This is a genomic window from Edwardsiella sp. A.80236 (assembly GCF_044540725.1).
Classification (GTDB): Bacteria; Pseudomonadota; Gammaproteobacteria; order Enterobacterales; family Enterobacteriaceae; genus Edwardsiella; species Edwardsiella tarda.
Genome location: NZ_JBIUCY010000002.1, coordinates 310,579 through 326,529 on the forward strand (window position 1 = coordinate 310,579; position 15,951 = coordinate 326,529).

Genomic DNA, 15,951 nt, shown 5'->3' on the forward strand with positions numbered 1-15,951 from the left:
GGATGATGAATAAGAGCAACGAGCAGTGCCATGAGTACCGCTTCGGCGATAGTGGTCCAAAGTACCTGATCCGGGGGCCTCAGTGTGACATGGGTGTGGTCATGCTACAACCGGGGCAGTCCTTCCCTAACCATCGTCATCAGGAGTCTTGTGAGATTTTCTATACTCTCAGTGGTGAGGTTTATCTCTATCTGGAGGGGGAGCCTCATTTATTGCGTCCCGGTGATGTATTGCAGTGTGAACCGGGTGAGGCCCATTTCTTGGTAAACCGGGGTGAGCAGCCGTGGAAGGGGGTATTTATCAAGTCGCCGCATCGTCTAAACGATAGTCATCCCGCTGAGCCACCGGCCTGGTGAGCCGCACTACCGTGTCATATACCGTGCCTGCGTTGGGAGTGAGCTCGGCGTGGGCCTCGCGTAGCCATTAATCTTCCGTGCCATGTGAAATAGAGCGGGAACTTTTTGACGTGCGCTGATGGGCTGTTTGAGGGGATAAACCTGGTCATAATACACGGTATTTATGATGCATCTTTTCTGGTTATACAAAATGAGCGAGTGATAACTGTCTTTACTTTATCAAGGTGCTTAACCCTTTAGGAGTAATTAGCTTGGACGGTCCTGTAAAAATACAGATGACTCGTTTACTCTCTATTTAGATTCACCTCGGAATACTCCTGATTCAGGCTCATTTTTTGTCAGTCAATTTGCCTTGCTGACAATCCCATTTCTATAATCGTCACACTTTTTACCTACCATGGCACTAGGCCATGGATGCATTTTATTGACCTCTGAGAGAAGCGATTCATCATGCAACGCCATTATAAAAATACCGCTATTGTCGCCTTGGTTGCGGCCTGTCTGTTGTTGTCAGGTTGTGGTGCGATGACCACGGCGATTAAAAAACGTAATCTGGAGGTGAAGACCCAGATGAGCGAGACGATTTGGTTGGAGCCGTCCAATCAGAAAACGGTTTATCTCCAGGTCAAGAATACTTCCGATAAGCCTCTGAGCGATCTACAGCCGCGTATCGCGCAAGCGATTCAGGCCAAGGGATATCAACTGGTGAGTGATCCCGACCGCGCCTATTACTGGGTTCAGGCCAACGTGCTACGCGCCGATCGTATGGATCTGCGTGAGGCGCAGGGGCTACTAAATCAAGGCTACCAAGGGGCGGCGATGGGGGCGGCATTGGGCGCTGGGATAACGGCTTATAATACCACCTCGGCAGGGGCGACGTTGGGGGTCGGTTTGGCGGCGGGGCTGATCGGTCTGGCGGCGGATGCGATGATTGAGGACGTCAACTACACCATGGTGACGGACGTACAGATCGCCGAGCGCACTACGGCTAAGGTGAGCACGGACAACGTGGCGGCATTGCGTCAGGGTACCTCTGGCGCGAAGATTCAAACCAGCAGTGTGCAGGGCGGCAATCAGCAACGCTACCAGACTCGTATCGTCTCTAGCGCCAATCAGGTCAACCTGAAGTTTAACCAAGCTGAACCGGTACTCGAAGCGCAACTGGCGAACTCTATTGCCGGTATTCTGTAAGCGTTACTCCTCCTGGTGAGGGGATAACGCAAAGCGCCCCGTCGATGACGGGGCGTGATGTTTTCGCAGAGGGCTCGGTTAGGCGCGCAACTCCATCATATCGATCCATTGTGGCAAGGGGACGATGGCGCCGGGGCGATAGCGGAGCTGCAGCGAACCCAGCAAGTGTGCCAGTTGGCTTTGCACCGCGGGGAGATTTTCTCGTACATGCGGTACCACCAGAATATGCTGTTCGAACCAGCATTGCTGGTTTTCCGCGAAGCCGCGATTAAATTCACGCAGCCACTCTTCGATTATTTTCGGGTTACGCCGTAAGATCTGGCTTACCTGCTCACGGGTTTCGCTGACTGGGAATACCAAGGTGCGCATAAGATTGAGGGCATCATCGCGATCCACCACCCTCAGCACGATGGCCGATGCGGCATCGCTACCCTGTTGGCTATTTATCTCGGGGGCTGCTAGCGTTGCGGACTGAACCATGGGAACTCTCCTTGAGAATATGAAGATACTGGTCTGATGACGCCATGCGTCATTGGTCTGCTAACAAGATTAGCGCATCCTTTATGGGGTTACCTCTCGCCATATCACATTGATGTCATGGCGTATCCGGTCAGCGATGTTGCCAGCGTGGCGAGTTATTTCTGAGAGTCGTTTTCCGCATCACTATCATTATGGTGATAGTGGTCTTATTATGCTGTATTTATAGGGAAAACTCCGCCGCTAGAAATATATGGCTTAGGCGCCAACCAAGCTTATTCACCGTGGCGTGTCGATAATAAATCCAATTGGAAATTATTCATTTTTTGAACGCAATCCATTGCCTAAGCTTGGTGACATCGCGCTGTTTGATATATGCACGGGTGAGCGTGGTGAAAATTATCAATTTGATTAGATTTCTACTAATTTATATTATAAATAAAGGCTAATCTTAAAAAAAGATTAGCAAGGGTTAACTTTGCGCGGCCTTCTTAGCTATTGCCATCCCAGGACGATAACGATAATTCCACCGACTGATTGCGATAGCCCGGTGGATAAGATGAGTCACGCTTTAATTGGTAGACTGCGATGGGTGACGATCTGGGGCGTAACAAGCCGTGTGGGGCGAGTGACACCGCCGGGTGTCGTAAGCACCACCCGCCGCCGCTGACCTGATTTTCCGCGGGATCTGCCGGGTAAGTCCGGGGAGGGTTTTTGCATCGATAACGTTGTTCTACGATAGATCCGTACGGATAACTTCACGTGTTTTGCTGTCAACGGCCAGTACAGCTTTCGCCCGATACGACGGCGTTCCTTAGTGTGTTTTTTGATTCTCCATTCATCTTCGCCGCAGACCTTCAATCCGGTGGAATCCATCATCCGATGCGCTACTTCACCTAGGATGGGCGTTTTAAAGCAGACGTTAACCGACGTAGCTCGCTTGATGACTCGGGTATAATCCGGGCGGCGTAACGAAACGCTTATCAGGGCAAAATGGAATCCATACAGCCCTGTGCAGTCCATTGGGGCAGCCGGAATGTGCGTTTAATCACCAGAATCGTCGTGGTGGCGTGGGTGGAATAGCGCCGATATCTCCCCCGTGATGACGGTACTGCTGACTCATACCAGGCCTGGATCGCCTCGTCATCCAGCCAGCAAGTGACGGAGCCACGATTGACGAGGGTTTTGTTGTCGTTGCGCCAGTGGGGGATCCTGAACTCCTGCTTTGCTCCGGGACGACCCGTGTTAGCAAATGACGCGTGATCGGCTCCTTCAACTCAGCAAGCGTTCGATGCATTCAACAAAGCCCAGAGAAGTGTATTACGTCCCCATCGGGAGCGAGGCTATGGCCGCCTGATTTCCCGGATTTCACCCTCTTCCACAAAACCGCGGTGCAGTTCAAAGCACCTATTTGGTCATAAATCCTGGGCCTGCTTATACCCGTAAAATATCTGAAGCGAACGGCGGATTAATACAAAGGGATCAGAGTCAACCCCCACGCCGGTCAATTCGAACCGGTGATGTGGAGGGGGCGACTCTATATTTAAACCCTAGAGTACACCCTACCGTGGTGATGTCAGTCAAAGGCAACTATATCAATGAATTGTGATTATGTTATTCATTCAGCATGATTTAAATATCACAAAAAAGTTAACTTTTTCTTATTGACTGCATTATGTTGATTGCATTATTAAATATTCTCCAACAATGTATTATTGAGTGAGTTAAAAAGATGAATAAATATTTAAGACTTTCTCTGGTCGGGATGGTGCTTTCCGCATCCTCAGTTTCATTCGCTGCACAGACGGAAGCTGCTAAAAATCCCATTAGCGTTCATGTGTTGAACCTGAAAACGGGGGTGCCGTCTGAAGGTGTTAGCGTGATCCTGGATAAAAAAGAGGGGGATAAATGGGTCAAGCTGAATTCGGCTGTTACGAGTCAGGATGGGCGCATTAATGCTCTATATCCAGTTGGCAAAGATATCGAGCCAGGCGATTATCGAGTGATCTTTGAAACGGGTAAGTATTATGCCAATCATAACGAAGATACTTTCTTCCCTGAAATTCCGGTGATCATTCATGTGAAAAAAGCCGGTGAGCACTACCATATACCGCTACTGCTGAGTCAGTATGGATACTCAACATATCGTGGAAGCTGATGAGCTGACTCCACAGAAATCATGTATAAAAAGACGCCGGCTAGGCGTCTTTTAGGATTGGTGATTTACAGTGATTTTATCCTGCAACGGGAAAACGTGGACTGGCCATACCCCGGAAGATGATCTTGAGGCCTGTAAGCATGCCTTGTGGTGAGGACAGAATTTTTATGGCTCTGGGGGGAGTCCATCGATTTAACATTAATGGGCGGTTTTAATCTGGACATATAATCTGTTTGATATAGTTATAATAACTATAATTATAGTTTTGCTATGTATCAAACACCCTATTAAAAATATTAGCTACTGCCATGCGTTCAATAAATTAACGTGAATGTTATCTGCGCTTAGTACGTAACCGATTAACTAGACATTCAATGAGCTAACTCGTGCTCATATCTTAAACCGTTATGAAATGGATGCTAAAAATATCATCAATTTAATTAGATTATTGTTGATTTATATTACAAACAAAGAATAGTCTTAAAAAAAGATTAGCAAGGATTAACTTTACGCTGCTTTTTTAGCCATTGCCGCCCAAGGACGATAACGATAATTCCACCGACTGATTGCGATAGCCCGGGGGATAAGATGAGTAAAACTTTAATTTGTAGACTGCTATGGGTGACGATCTGGGGCGTAACAAGCAGTGTGGGGGCGAGCTCCCAGTGGGACAATACACCGACCGATGAGTCGCGCCGAGCGTTACAAAACAGTACCCGGCAGCTTAATTCATTGCTGGAGCAGCAGACGCTGCAACGCCTAACCAAACAACAGCATGCCGTGCCCTCCGTCGCAGGCGCGGATCAATTACGTGATATCGACACCTGCCTACCGATCAGTGGGGTTTATTTAACCGGGATTACGCTATTGTCCTTGCACGATCTCGCGGCATTGGATGCGCTACCGACGAACTGTATTAGTAGTCGAGATGTTAACCGGTTAGCCAAGCAAATTACCGCCTTATATTTGGATAAGGGGTATATCACGGCTCGGGTACAGTTTTTGCGCCCCAATGCGCGTGGTGAGTTAGGCCTACGAGTCACTGAAGGGTATATCGAGCGTATTGAGGGTGGCGATCGGGGCGTCAACCGGCGCTGGCTGTTTCCTGGCTTGATCGGTAAGCCGTTGCGCTTAAGCGATCTGGATCAGGGATTGGATCAGGCTAATCGTCTGCGCTCGAACCACGTCAGCATGGATATTTTACCGGGTGAGCGGGTCGGCGGCTCGGTCATTCGCCTGTATAACCAACGCAGTCGTCCCTGGCAGGTGAGCACCTCGTTGGATAACACGGGTCAGCAGGGGACCGGAGAGTGGGTGGCGCGTGGTAATGCCACGCTGGATAGCCCCTTAGGGCTCTCCGATTTCGCCAGCTTGAGCCTCTCTTCGACGCTGGCGCGACCTGCGGAGCGTTATAGCCGCAGCTATATGCTGTTTTATTCGCTGCCTTACGGCGCCTTGACCTTCAGCGGATTCGCCAGTTTTTCGCACTATCTGATGTATCAGCCGTTGCTGCATACCCGTATTCGTCTGGATGGTGCGTCCAGCCAATATGGCTTGCGTGTCGATGGCGTGATTCAGCGTAGCCAGCGGCAAATTAACACGTTGAGCGCCCAATTAACCGCGAAGCGCATTCGTAACTACTTACAGGATGATCTGCTACAGGTTAGCAGCCCGACACTGAGCGTGGTGGAGCTTGGGCTTAACCATCTGCATGTCTTGCCATACGGGCTGGCGACGGGAAATCTCAGCGTAGAGCGAGGGGTGCGCGTGCTGGGCGCCGATCGCGGACGACTGCGCACTGGGGCAGAGGCGCAGTACACCAAGCTGAAGTTGGCCGCCTCGTTGAGCCAAGGTTTCACGCTGCTCGGCGCAGACTACCGCTTCTCTAGCCAATGGTATGGGCAATACAGTCGGGATCCGTTGCCGGGTATCGAATGGATCAGCCTGACGGATCACAGTGCAATACGTGGATTCAAGCGGGGCAGCCTGTCGGCGGATAACGGTTGGTATTGGCAGAATACGCTGTCGCGTCCGGTGACGTGGCGTGCGTTGACGCTGACACCGCGCCTCGGTGTGGATGTCGGCCGCGTGCGGTCGAGTATCGGCCAGCAAGGATGGCAGAGTGGCGTCGGCGCCGTGGCGGGCGTGACGCTGAATATGATGTCCGCGCAGCTCGACATTGAAGTCGGACGCGCCCGGGCGCTTGCCAATCATAACTTTCCAAAACAATCGACTCAGTTACTTACGCAGTTTTCTTACTCCTTTTAACCCGTTCTCGACGTTACTTGACGTCGACATGAGGTAATCTCTATGGCATATCAACATTTTAAACTCTCTTCAGCCGGACGTTTGGCGACCATTATCGCCATCTCCTTCGTCGCCTGTAGCAGTTTTGCCGCGGGTATCGTCGCGGATGGTGGGGCATTGGGTCCAGGGGTGGCGACGGCAGCGAATGGCGCCCAAGTTGTCAACATCGTTAAGCCGACGGATCAGGGACTCTCCCATAACCAGTATCAAGACTTTAACGTCAACCGGCCCGGCGCGGTATTCAATAACGCCTTGAGCGCCGGCCAGTCACAGCTGGCGGGGCAACTGGCCGCCAACCCGAATCTGAACGGGCACAGCGCCAGCGTGATCCTCAACGAGGTGATCAGCCGTAACCCTTCGTTGCTGCTCGGTCAACAAGAGGTGTTTGGCATGGCGGCGGACTATGTCTTGGCTAACCCCAACGGCATTACCTGCGACGGCTGCGGCTTTATCAATACCTCTCGCTCCTCGCTGGTGGTGGGTAATCCGCTGATCGAAAACGGTATGTTGCGCGCCTATTCTACGCTGAATAATCACAACCTGTTGCAGATCGGGAGCGGCGGGGTGACGGCAGAGCGCGTGCTGGATCTGGTGGCCCCGCGTATCGAGAGCAACGGCGCCGTACGCGCCGAGGCGATTAATGCCATCAGCGGCAACAATCGGCTGACGCGCGATCTGACACAGATCGAGGCCGCCCCTAACGATACGGCGTTAGACAGCTACTACCTGGGCAGCATGCAGGCCGGACGCATCCGCATCATCAATACCGCCGAGGGGAGTGGGGTGAAGTTGGCGGGTAGCCTCCAGGCCGAGCAGGCCATCACGGCCAAGGCGAAAGATCGCCTGGCGCTACAGTCGGCGCAACTGCGTGGCGGGGATGTGACGCTACAGGCGAAGACTCTGCGCGCCGAAGGTACCCTCACCGAACGTACGACACAGAGTAGCGGCAAGGATAACTATCAGAACTACCGCGGAGGGATCGATGTTCACGCGAGCCAGCAGGAGCAGGGGTACCGGCGTACGGAGATCAGCGGCAAGAACCTGACGCTGGTGGCGGCGGAGAGTAACCATCTGACGGCGACGGATCTGCGCGGTGACGATGTGACGATCCAGGGTGGCGACGTCTTGCTGGATGGCCAGCTCCTGACGCAGCGCCAGGAGCAGACCGACAATCGCTGGTTTTACTCCTGGCAACATGACGAGACCCGCCGTAACAGCCAACAACAGGCGCAGACGGGGCGGATTGAGGCGCGCCACAACGTCAATCTTAGCGCCACGCGTGGCGACTTACGCCTGGAGGGCAGTGAGGTGAAGGCGGGGCAGGATATCCGGCTACAGGCGCAGGGCGACATCGCGTTGCGTGGCGTACGTGAGCACGATGAAAGCCAGCTGACGGGCTATAAGCGCAACGAGGGCGCCAGCCTGAATAGTGGGCGCTGGCAACAGCGCCAGAGCGAGGAGCGTCTACGTCAGGTCAGCCTACGCGCCGGCCATGATGCGGCGTTGCAGGCGAAGGGCAACCTGAACGCGCAAGCCGCACAGATCCAGAGTGGTAACGATGCCGAGATCGCGGCGGCGGGGACGGTGACGCTGGATGTGCAGAATGTCGCGAACCGCAAGAGCGAGGTCGATAATCACACCTATTGGGGCGGCATTGGCGGCGGCGGTGAGCGGGACAATAACCATAGCCAGGAGCGCAGCCATGCCAGCGAGGTCGAGAGCGGCGGTACGCTGACGATCAGCGGCGGGCAGGGCGTGACGATCAGCGGCAGCCGTGCGCAGGGCGGGCGCGGCGGGGTGGTGCAGGCGCGTCAAGGGAATGTAGTCATCGATCATGTGGTGAATACCTCGAGTGAGCAGGATAACAGCCGGCGCGGCGGTGCCTTCAACATCACCACCGCCTCCCAGCAGCGTAAGGAGAGCCATGAGCAGTTGCGCGCCAGTCAGCTGACGTCGGACGTGAATCTGCGGGTGCAGAGCGCGGGGGATATTCAGGTGCAGGGCAGCCAGGTGGCGGGTGGCGGACACGTTGACCTGAACGCGGGTGGCCGCGTCGATGTCAAGGCGGCGGCGGGAGTCGATAGCCGTGACGAACAGAGCACCTCGCTACATGCCAGTGCCTACGCCAAAAAACAGGGCGACAAGCAGTACCGCGTCGGCCTGGGACTCGAGCATACGGCCCAGCAGGAGACGAGCCAGAGCGTGACGCATCGAGGTAGCCAGATCCAGGGCGCTAGCGTCGCGCTGACGGCGGGTGATGATGTGCAGTTCACCGGCTCGCGGCTACAGGCTAACGCGGGTGATGCGCAGATCAGCGGTAAAAATGTGGCGTTTGTGAGCGCCGAAGATAGCCAGGAGAGCCGTAGCCAGAAGCAGACGGCGGGGGGCGGCCTCTATTATACCGCAGGGATAGATAAGGCGGGCAGTGGGTACGAGGGGCACTACAGCACCAGCGATAGCCAACAGAAGCAGACGCGTGCGCGGGGCAGTAGTAGTGAGGTTAAGGGGAACTTGATCATCAACGCGCAGGATACGCTGACTCAGCAAGGCGCAAGCCATCAGGTCGGCGGCGCTTACCGCGCGCAGGCGGCCAGCGTCACGCAGCTGGAGGCCCATGATCGCGACAGTAGCCGTAGTCAAGGTACCCGGGTCGATGCCGAGGTTGGGGCCAACGTTGACTACAGTGCGGTAACTCGTCCCCTGGCTGGGGCGGCACAGAAGGTTGCTAGCCTCGATGTGAATGGTGCCATCGATGAGGTGGGTAAGGTGGGCAAACCGAACCTGGGGCTGGATATCGGCGCCAACGGGGGGACGAAGACGGAGAGCCGTAGCGAGAGTCGAGCCAAGACGACCCACATCCAGGCTGGCTCCATCGAGGTCACGGCGCGCGACACGATCCACGATCGTGGCACGCAATACCGTGCCAATACGGGGGGTGTGACGCTGCAGGCGGATAACCACCGCTTCGAGGCGGCAAGCGACAGCAGCAGCAGCCAGAGTAGCGCGGTCCAGGGCGGCGCCACTCTACGTGTCTACACCACCACGGGTAAGGATATCGGTGTGACGGCCAGTGGCCAGGGGGAGAATCGCCGCCGTGAGGAGCAGCACTCCCAGGCACAGAGTGGGTCGATCCAGGCGCAATCAGGTATCGGTATTCGTCTGGGGCAGGCGGGGAACTATCAGGGAACGGCGTTGGATGGCGGTCAGGGCAAGACGCAGATCCACAGCGCAGGCGATCTGCATATCGCTCAGGCCACAGATAGCCACAGCACTCGTCACCAAGGCTTCGATGCACATGCGCGTGCCAGCGGCGATATGAATAGCGGCAGCGCGGCGTTAGGCGGCGGGCAGGATAATGGCCAGCAGAGCAACACGCAGGCGCATGTCGCCTCGATCCGTTCCGCAGGCGGCGTGACCCTAGAGAGCGGCGGTGCGCTGACCCTACAGGGCGCTCAGGTCGACAGTCAGGGGGATGTCACCCTGCGAGCGGCGGATCGTTTAGATCTGCGTCAGGCCGACGCGCAGCGTCAACAGGAGGGCAGCGTGTGGTCGGGCGAGCTGAGTGGTGGCGGTGGTCGCAGCAGCAGCGGCGACAGTAAGAGCCGGAACGGTAGCCTCGGTGCCAAGGCGGGTGTGACGATGCAGCATGAACAGCAGAGCACCGCGCAAGGGGGACGGATCAGCGGGGCGAATGTCACCCTGAGCGCCGGGAGTGAGGCACGCGATGCGTTGCACCTGCAAGGGACTCAAGTCAAGGGCAAGGCGGTGACACTGAATGCCCAGCAGGGCGGTATCGTGCTGGAGTCGGCCAAGGATAGCCAGGTGAAAAATAACTGGGGCTTTGAGGCGACGGGGAGTCTATCCGCCAGCCAGAGCGAGAGTAAGGATGCGCAGGGGCAGGCCGATCCGGCGACACGGCAGAACCGCCATACCCTGAATAGCGGGCTGAAGGTTAATGTGGATCAGCAAGATCAGACGAAGCAACATAACACGCAGATCCACGCCGAACAGGTGAACGTGTCTAGCCACGATGATACTCGACTGGCCGGTGCGCGTATCGAGGGCGAGCGCATTACGGGCAAGATCGGCGGCGATCTGCATTTGGAGAGCCGTCAGGACAGTGAACGCGCTACCCAAGTCAATGCCGGGTTGACCTTCGGGCATAGCAACGATGAGGGGGCGAGCAAGACGGCGAAGCTGTCGAAAGTTGCCACGCCGCATCTTTCACAGAAGGTACAGGGCAAGCTGGAGGGGGCTATCGATCGAGCCAGTGACAAGGTGACGGAGAGCTATAACAGTGCGGTGCGTCGCCTGGACAAGCGCCAGGACACCAGCGGTAGCGTCAGTTTCGATAAGGCCAACGAGCGGGTGACCCTGCCGGAAACGTTGAGCACAGAGAAGCCGCAGGCGGCGCGCTGGGATCGGGCGGCACGCAGCGTCGGCAACGGGGTGAAGTCTTCGCTGACCGGCGCGCCAGGCGCACAGGGAAATCTGCATGTCGAGGGCAAGCGGGTGGACAATCAGGCGGTCGAGCAGCAGTCCGCGCTCATGGGGCGGCAAGGGGTTGACCTGCAGGTCGATGGCGATACACGCCTGACCGGCGCGCTGATCGAGAGCTCGGAGGGCGCGGTCAACCTGAATGGGAGCCGCGTGGTGCAGCAGGATCTGGCCGGGCACCGTTATCAGGGCAGTGGTAAGGGCGAGGTTCCGCTGAGTGTCGGCGGGCTGACCGGGGTGGTGAATAAGCTGGTGACCAAAGGGGAGCTCCCGCTGAGCGTCTCGGTCGACAGCAGTCAGGCCGACAGCCACAGCGCGTTGCGTAGTAAACCCTAACGCACCAGCATCGTGACTCGACGACGGCGGCCAATAGGCCGCCGTTTTTTGTCTCTGACAGCCCTCCTGCTTGGCAGGGGATCTGCACAGCAGTCAGAGATAAAGCCCTCTCCGTTTGCGATACGCCTGTTAGAGGGCGTTGGCACGGCGCTTAACCGGCCAGGGCGCGTAGTCGTCCGCGTAAGCTGCCGTGTAACGTGGCGAGCAGCAGCCAGAACAACAGCAGGGTGACGCCGGCCAGCAGAAATAGGGCGATGGCGTGGCTCACGGGATTGGGGTGATGCGCGGCGTAACGCAGGGCACACCCCACGCTGGAGGCGAGCGGAAAGCCCACCGACCACCATGACAGACGGAAGGGGCAGGTGTGTGCTAACACTCGGACGCGCGGGATCAACACGCACAGCATAAACAGCGTCAGCATGTACAGGGCGTCGGCGAAGCGATCCATATGACCGAGGGTAGTGACATAGGCAGAGAAGCCGACGGAAAAGGGGGCCAGGAGGATCAACAGCGAGGGCTGTAGGGCGGTAGGTAACGGAGCCTCGAATAGCAGGCGGGCGAAGATCAGGGTAAACAGCGGTAGGGCAAAGAATAGCCCCACAGCCAGGGCGAATAACATGAGCTGCGTATAACCCTGAAGGTGCAGGGCTGGCATGGCCAAGGGCAGGTCGATCAGCCCGACTACCGGCACGATCCAGGCCGGGGTCGCGTGCGCCGTCTGCTGGCGTTGCGAGAGCCAGCGTGTCACGCTATACCAGGCAAACAGCACCATGCCGCTGGCGCCGATGACCCACAGTATTCTGGCCAACACGAGGCTGTAGTCGGCCAGAATCAGCGGCAGCAGCAACAGGCTGATCAGCGGCGTAGCAAAGAGATTGCCGGCGATCGGGTGATGAAACTCGGCGAGGACGGCGGCCGGACCGCTGATAGCCTTGATCAGGTAGGCCACGCTTAACACGACGAAGATGAGCAGGGCCAGCAGGCCGATGCCTTGGGCTGGCCAGCGAGGAAAACCATACAGCTGAGCAGCCAGTTGCCAAGCGGCGGCCAGCCCCGCCATTCCCATGACACTGCCAAATAGCGCGATGGGGAGATAATCGAGGGTACTGCGCCGCATGGCGGCGATCGGTGCGCCCAATGCGCGCAGGGAGTCTTCTGTCTTTGCCATAAAATGTACTCCAACGTCATCGTTATTGTTATCGCGCGCTGAACGCGCCGCCGCGGGCGAGCAGGTCGCCGTGTCGGGCTAAGACAGGCGGTCGTCACTCGAGGTGTGTCGGGGCAAACGGGCTTATTAGGGCGCGATGATTGATGCAGCCTAGTGGCTATTTCCAGGGAATTCAAATCATAACGCGCATTATTTGCCCGATTTTCGAATAAATACGCGCAGACAATAAACAGCGACTTTCTCGCAAGATAGTGACCTCGCCGCCGAGGTATCCTCACTCGGATCTGTGCCCGCTCGCGCCTCGTGCGCATCACGGGACATCGCCCCTTTTTCATTCGCCCGCGGCACTCCACGCAGAAACAACGATTATTATTTTTTCGGCATTATTGGCATTTTGTATTGGTATTCGCGGTTTTCATTACAAATAACATCGGCTGAATTGTTTTTTTTACACTTGTTGACGCTATGCCTCGCCACTTTTGTTAAGAATAGCCGCGCCTAATGCGGCTCCCGCCGTTGCATGACTCTCAACTTAAATAATGAGGCAGTGTTTTGAATACAGCAGCCAAGATCCCGCTGGCCCTACTTTTTTTGGCCGGCGCCGCCCAGGCGCAGAGCGCCTTCCCGCTGGTTCCCCCCCATATCGATGCCGCCTCCTGGGTATTGATGGACGCCCAGACCGGACAGATCCTGGCGCAGGGAAATCCCGATGCCCGGCGTAATCCTGCCAGCCTCACAAAGTTGATGACCAACTATGTGGTGGAGCGCGCGTTGGATCAGGGGCGGATCGGGTTAAACGATCCGGTGCCGATCGGCAACGATGCCTGGGCGACGCGCAATCCCAGCTTTAAGGGATCCTCGCTGATGTTTCTGAAACCGGGCGATAAGGCGACGGTGAGCGATCTGATCCGCGGGATCATCATCGACTCGGGTAACGACGCTTGTGTCGCCTTGGCCGACTATGTCAGCGGCGATCAGGCGGGTTTCGTCCGCCTGATGAATGGTTATGTGCAACAGTTACACCTGCAAAATACCCACTTCGAGACGGTGCATGGCCTGGACGCGCCAGGGCAGTACAGCAGCGCGCGTGATCTGGCGCAGCTGGCGCGCGCCATCATTCTCCACGAGCAGCCTTACTACCATTTCTACGCGCAGAAGAGTCTGAGCTGGAACGGTGTGACGCAGAATAACCGCAACGGGTTGTTGTGGGATCAGGATCTGCATGTCGATGGCATGAAGACCGGCCATACCGCCAGCGCCGGCTTCAACCTGGTCGCCTCCAGCATCGACCCGCACGGCCAGCGCCTGATCGCCGTGGTGATGGGGGCCGACAGCAGTCGGGGGCGTGAGGTCCAGGCGAAGAAGCTGTTGCAGTGGGGCGAGCGAAACTTCGAGACGGTGCAACTGGTGGCGCGCGATCGGGCGATCACGAGCCAGCAGGTGTGGTATGGTCAGCAGAAGACGGTCGCGCTGGGTAACCCGCAGAATATCTACTACACCTTGCCCAAGGGCGAGCTACGTGATATCAAAGTCGATTACACCCTCAACCATGATTACTTGGAGGCGCCCCTGGCGCGTGGCCAGGTCGTCGGCCGCGTGAACTACCTGTATGACGGTAAGAGTATCGGCAGCTACGACTTGCGTACCCTGGCGCCGGTTGCGGAGGCGGGCTGGTTCTCGCGCCTGGAAGATTACATCGCGATCAAGATAGGTTAAGCCTTCAGCCTCGCTTGCACGCCGTGGATACGCGCCGCATTGCGGGATGACCATGGCGTGCGGGCCGCATTGGTGCGCCCGGATTGTCCTTGCTGGCGATGTCGTAAACAGGCTAGTCTGATTTTACCCCGTGCGCCATGCTTGTGCTGCCGGGCAAGTCTTCGTTTAATCAGGAGTGTCACGATGGATATCATTTCCACGGCGTTATCCCGTTATTCCACCAAGGCGTTCGATGCCGAGAAAAAGATCAGCAGTGCGGATCTCGACAGCGTTAAGGCGTTGCTGCGTTTGAGCCCTTCCAGTACCAACTCTCAGCCCTGGCATTTTATTCTGGCCGGTAGCGCCGACGGTAAGGCGCGTATCGCTCGAGCGACGGCGGGAGTCTATGAATTTAACCAGCATAAAATCTTGGACGCATCGCACGTGGTGGCGTTCTGTGCTAAGACCGAGATTGACGAAGCGTACCTACAGCACCTGTTGCGCCAGGAGCAGGCCGATGGCCGTTTCGCCACTCAGCAGGCGATGGAGACGCAGCATAAGGGGCGCGCCTATTTCGCCTATATGCATCGTGATACGTTACAGGACGCCGGGCAGTGGATGGCGAAGCAGGTCTACCTTAACTTGGGTAACTTCCTGTTAGGGGTCGCCGCATTAGGGATCGATGCGGTACCGATCGAAGGGTTCGACAGCGCGCTGCTCGATGCCGAGTTCGATCTGCCGCGCCAAGGGTTGACCAGCGTGGTGCTGGTCGCGTTGGGGTATCGTCGTGCCGATGATTTCAACGCCGACCTGCCCAAGTCGCGTCTACCGTTATCCGAGATCCTGACCGAGTGCTGATGCACTGACTCGATAACAGAAGAGGGCTACGTGCCTGCGTAGGGACGTAGCCGTGACATTCCGCCGCCCGCCTTGGTCCTGTCTTGGCTTGATGTCGCATTCGTGAGGTGTGCCATCCCTCCTCTACCTTCAGCTTTCTGTCCTCAGCGCTGTCCGCCGCACGTGACGCTTTAGCCCCTGTGCCTTTTTCGGGTAACCCCCCGGCCGTGGGGGGACAGGCGCGGGTAATCGCGTTATAACGATAACACGGAGCCCTCGTCGCACCCGGCGAGGACGGAGCATTCAGTAAGGGGAACACTCATGAACGTGATCGCCATTCCGGGCAAAGTGCCCGCCACCCAAGGGTGGATAACCCAGGTCGCCGAATCATTGCATCTGCCTGCGTTGACACTACAGGTACACCGTTTCGCCGCTTGGCAGCAGCCGCAGGCACCGTTTGATCTCCAGGCAGAGCTGGCACAGATGCCGCAGGGTCACTACGATCTGTTGCTGTCTAAGTCTATCGGCACGCTGGCCTGCGTGTTGACGCCGGCGCTTCAGGCGCAGCGCATCGTGTTTATCGGCGTGGCGCTATCCCTCTATAGCGAGCCACAACGTCAGGCCTTGCAGGCCTTGGCGGAGCGCCAGCCGATGTTGATCATCCAGCAGGAGGCCGATCCCTTTGGCCACTATCAGGAGCTGGCGCAGCTGTTGGGCGATCGCGCGCAGTGCCGCTGCGTGGCAGGCGACGATCACCTGTACAACGATGTGGCCGAGCTCGGTCAGATCATCCGTACCTGGTTGGCGCAGGCCTAAGCCTCATCACGCAGGATCGGTTTCGCGCGCTTACTCGGCGCGACATTCCCCCGCACGCGTAACAGAGTGCGCTATACTGGCGCGCACGATATTGACGGTGAGGCGAGGGAGAT

At 56.9% G+C, this 15,951-nt stretch carries 10 protein-coding genes and 1 pseudogene; 8 read left to right on the top strand and 3 right to left on the bottom strand.

Going from position 1 to position 15,951, the window contains the following annotated elements; translation table 11 throughout:
* Nucleotides 1-5 precede the first annotated feature (5 nt).
* A complete protein-coding gene (locus tag ACEQFP_RS03540; protein WP_068870018.1) occupies nucleotides 6-356 on the top strand; it encodes a cupin domain-containing protein in 351 nt (116 codons plus the stop codon).
* A 450-nt stretch (nucleotides 357-806) separates the two neighbouring features.
* Complete coding sequence (gene traT / locus ACEQFP_RS03545) at nucleotides 807-1,547, top strand: complement resistance protein TraT (RefSeq protein WP_005296711.1); 741 nt, start codon at nucleotides 807-809, stop codon at nucleotides 1,545-1,547.
* Between the two features lie 78 nt (nucleotides 1,548-1,625).
* On the opposite strand, the gene ACEQFP_RS03550 is transcribed toward traT, so the two are convergent.
* Both ACEQFP_RS03550 and ACEQFP_RS03555 read right to left on the bottom strand, forming a co-directional pair.
* A complete protein-coding gene (locus ACEQFP_RS03550) occupies nucleotides 1,626-2,027 on the bottom strand; it encodes a hypothetical protein (RefSeq protein ID WP_005283220.1) in 402 nt (133 codons plus the stop codon).
* 625 nt (nucleotides 2,028-2,652) lie between these two features.
* Nucleotides 2,653-3,235, bottom strand: a pseudogene (locus ACEQFP_RS03555) (IS5 family transposase); the annotation flags it as partial.
* Nucleotides 3,236-3,756: 521 nt separating this feature from the next.
* On the opposite strand from ACEQFP_RS03555, the gene uraH reads away from it, so the two are divergent.
* The 3 genes from uraH (at nucleotide 3,757) to ACEQFP_RS03570 (ending at nucleotide 11,322) form a co-directional block, all read left to right on the top strand.
* On the top strand, nucleotides 3,757-4,182 hold the full coding sequence (gene uraH / locus ACEQFP_RS03560; RefSeq protein WP_097364072.1) for a hydroxyisourate hydrolase: 426 nt from the start codon (nucleotides 3,757-3,759) through the stop codon (nucleotides 4,180-4,182).
* Nucleotides 4,183-4,770: 588 nt separating this feature from the next.
* Nucleotides 4,771-6,450, top strand: coding sequence for a ShlB/FhaC/HecB family hemolysin secretion/activation protein (locus tag ACEQFP_RS03565; protein ID WP_005283228.1), 1,680 nt, complete (start codon nucleotides 4,771-4,773; stop codon nucleotides 6,448-6,450).
* Between the two features lie 42 nt (nucleotides 6,451-6,492).
* A complete protein-coding gene (locus ACEQFP_RS03570; protein WP_396463868.1) occupies nucleotides 6,493-11,322 on the top strand; it encodes a hemagglutinin repeat-containing protein in 4,830 nt (1,609 codons plus the stop codon).
* A gap of 151 nt (nucleotides 11,323-11,473) precedes the next feature.
* On the opposite strand, the gene ACEQFP_RS03575 is transcribed toward ACEQFP_RS03570, so the two are convergent.
* Nucleotides 11,474-12,490: an SLAC1 anion channel family protein gene (locus tag ACEQFP_RS03575; protein ID WP_068870009.1), complete on the bottom strand. Its 1,017-nt coding sequence runs from the start codon at nucleotides 12,488-12,490 to the stop codon at nucleotides 11,474-11,476.
* Nucleotides 12,491-13,042: 552 nt separating this feature from the next.
* Between ACEQFP_RS03575 and ACEQFP_RS03580 the strand changes: the two genes are divergently transcribed.
* The 3 genes from ACEQFP_RS03580 (at nucleotide 13,043) to ACEQFP_RS03590 (ending at nucleotide 15,838) form a co-directional block, all read left to right on the top strand.
* Complete coding sequence (locus ACEQFP_RS03580; protein WP_396463870.1) at nucleotides 13,043-14,206, top strand: serine hydrolase; 1,164 nt, start codon at nucleotides 13,043-13,045, stop codon at nucleotides 14,204-14,206.
* Nucleotides 14,207-14,389: 183 nt separating this feature from the next.
* Nucleotides 14,390-15,043, top strand: a complete 654-nt coding sequence (locus ACEQFP_RS03585) for an oxygen-insensitive NAD(P)H-dependent nitroreductase NfsB (RefSeq protein ID WP_035600092.1) — start codon at nucleotides 14,390-14,392, stop codon at nucleotides 15,041-15,043.
* Between the two features lie 300 nt (nucleotides 15,044-15,343).
* Nucleotides 15,344-15,838, top strand: a complete 495-nt coding sequence (locus ACEQFP_RS03590; protein ID WP_005283245.1) for a hypothetical protein — start codon at nucleotides 15,344-15,346, stop codon at nucleotides 15,836-15,838.
* Nucleotides 15,839-15,951: the final 113 nt, after the last annotated feature.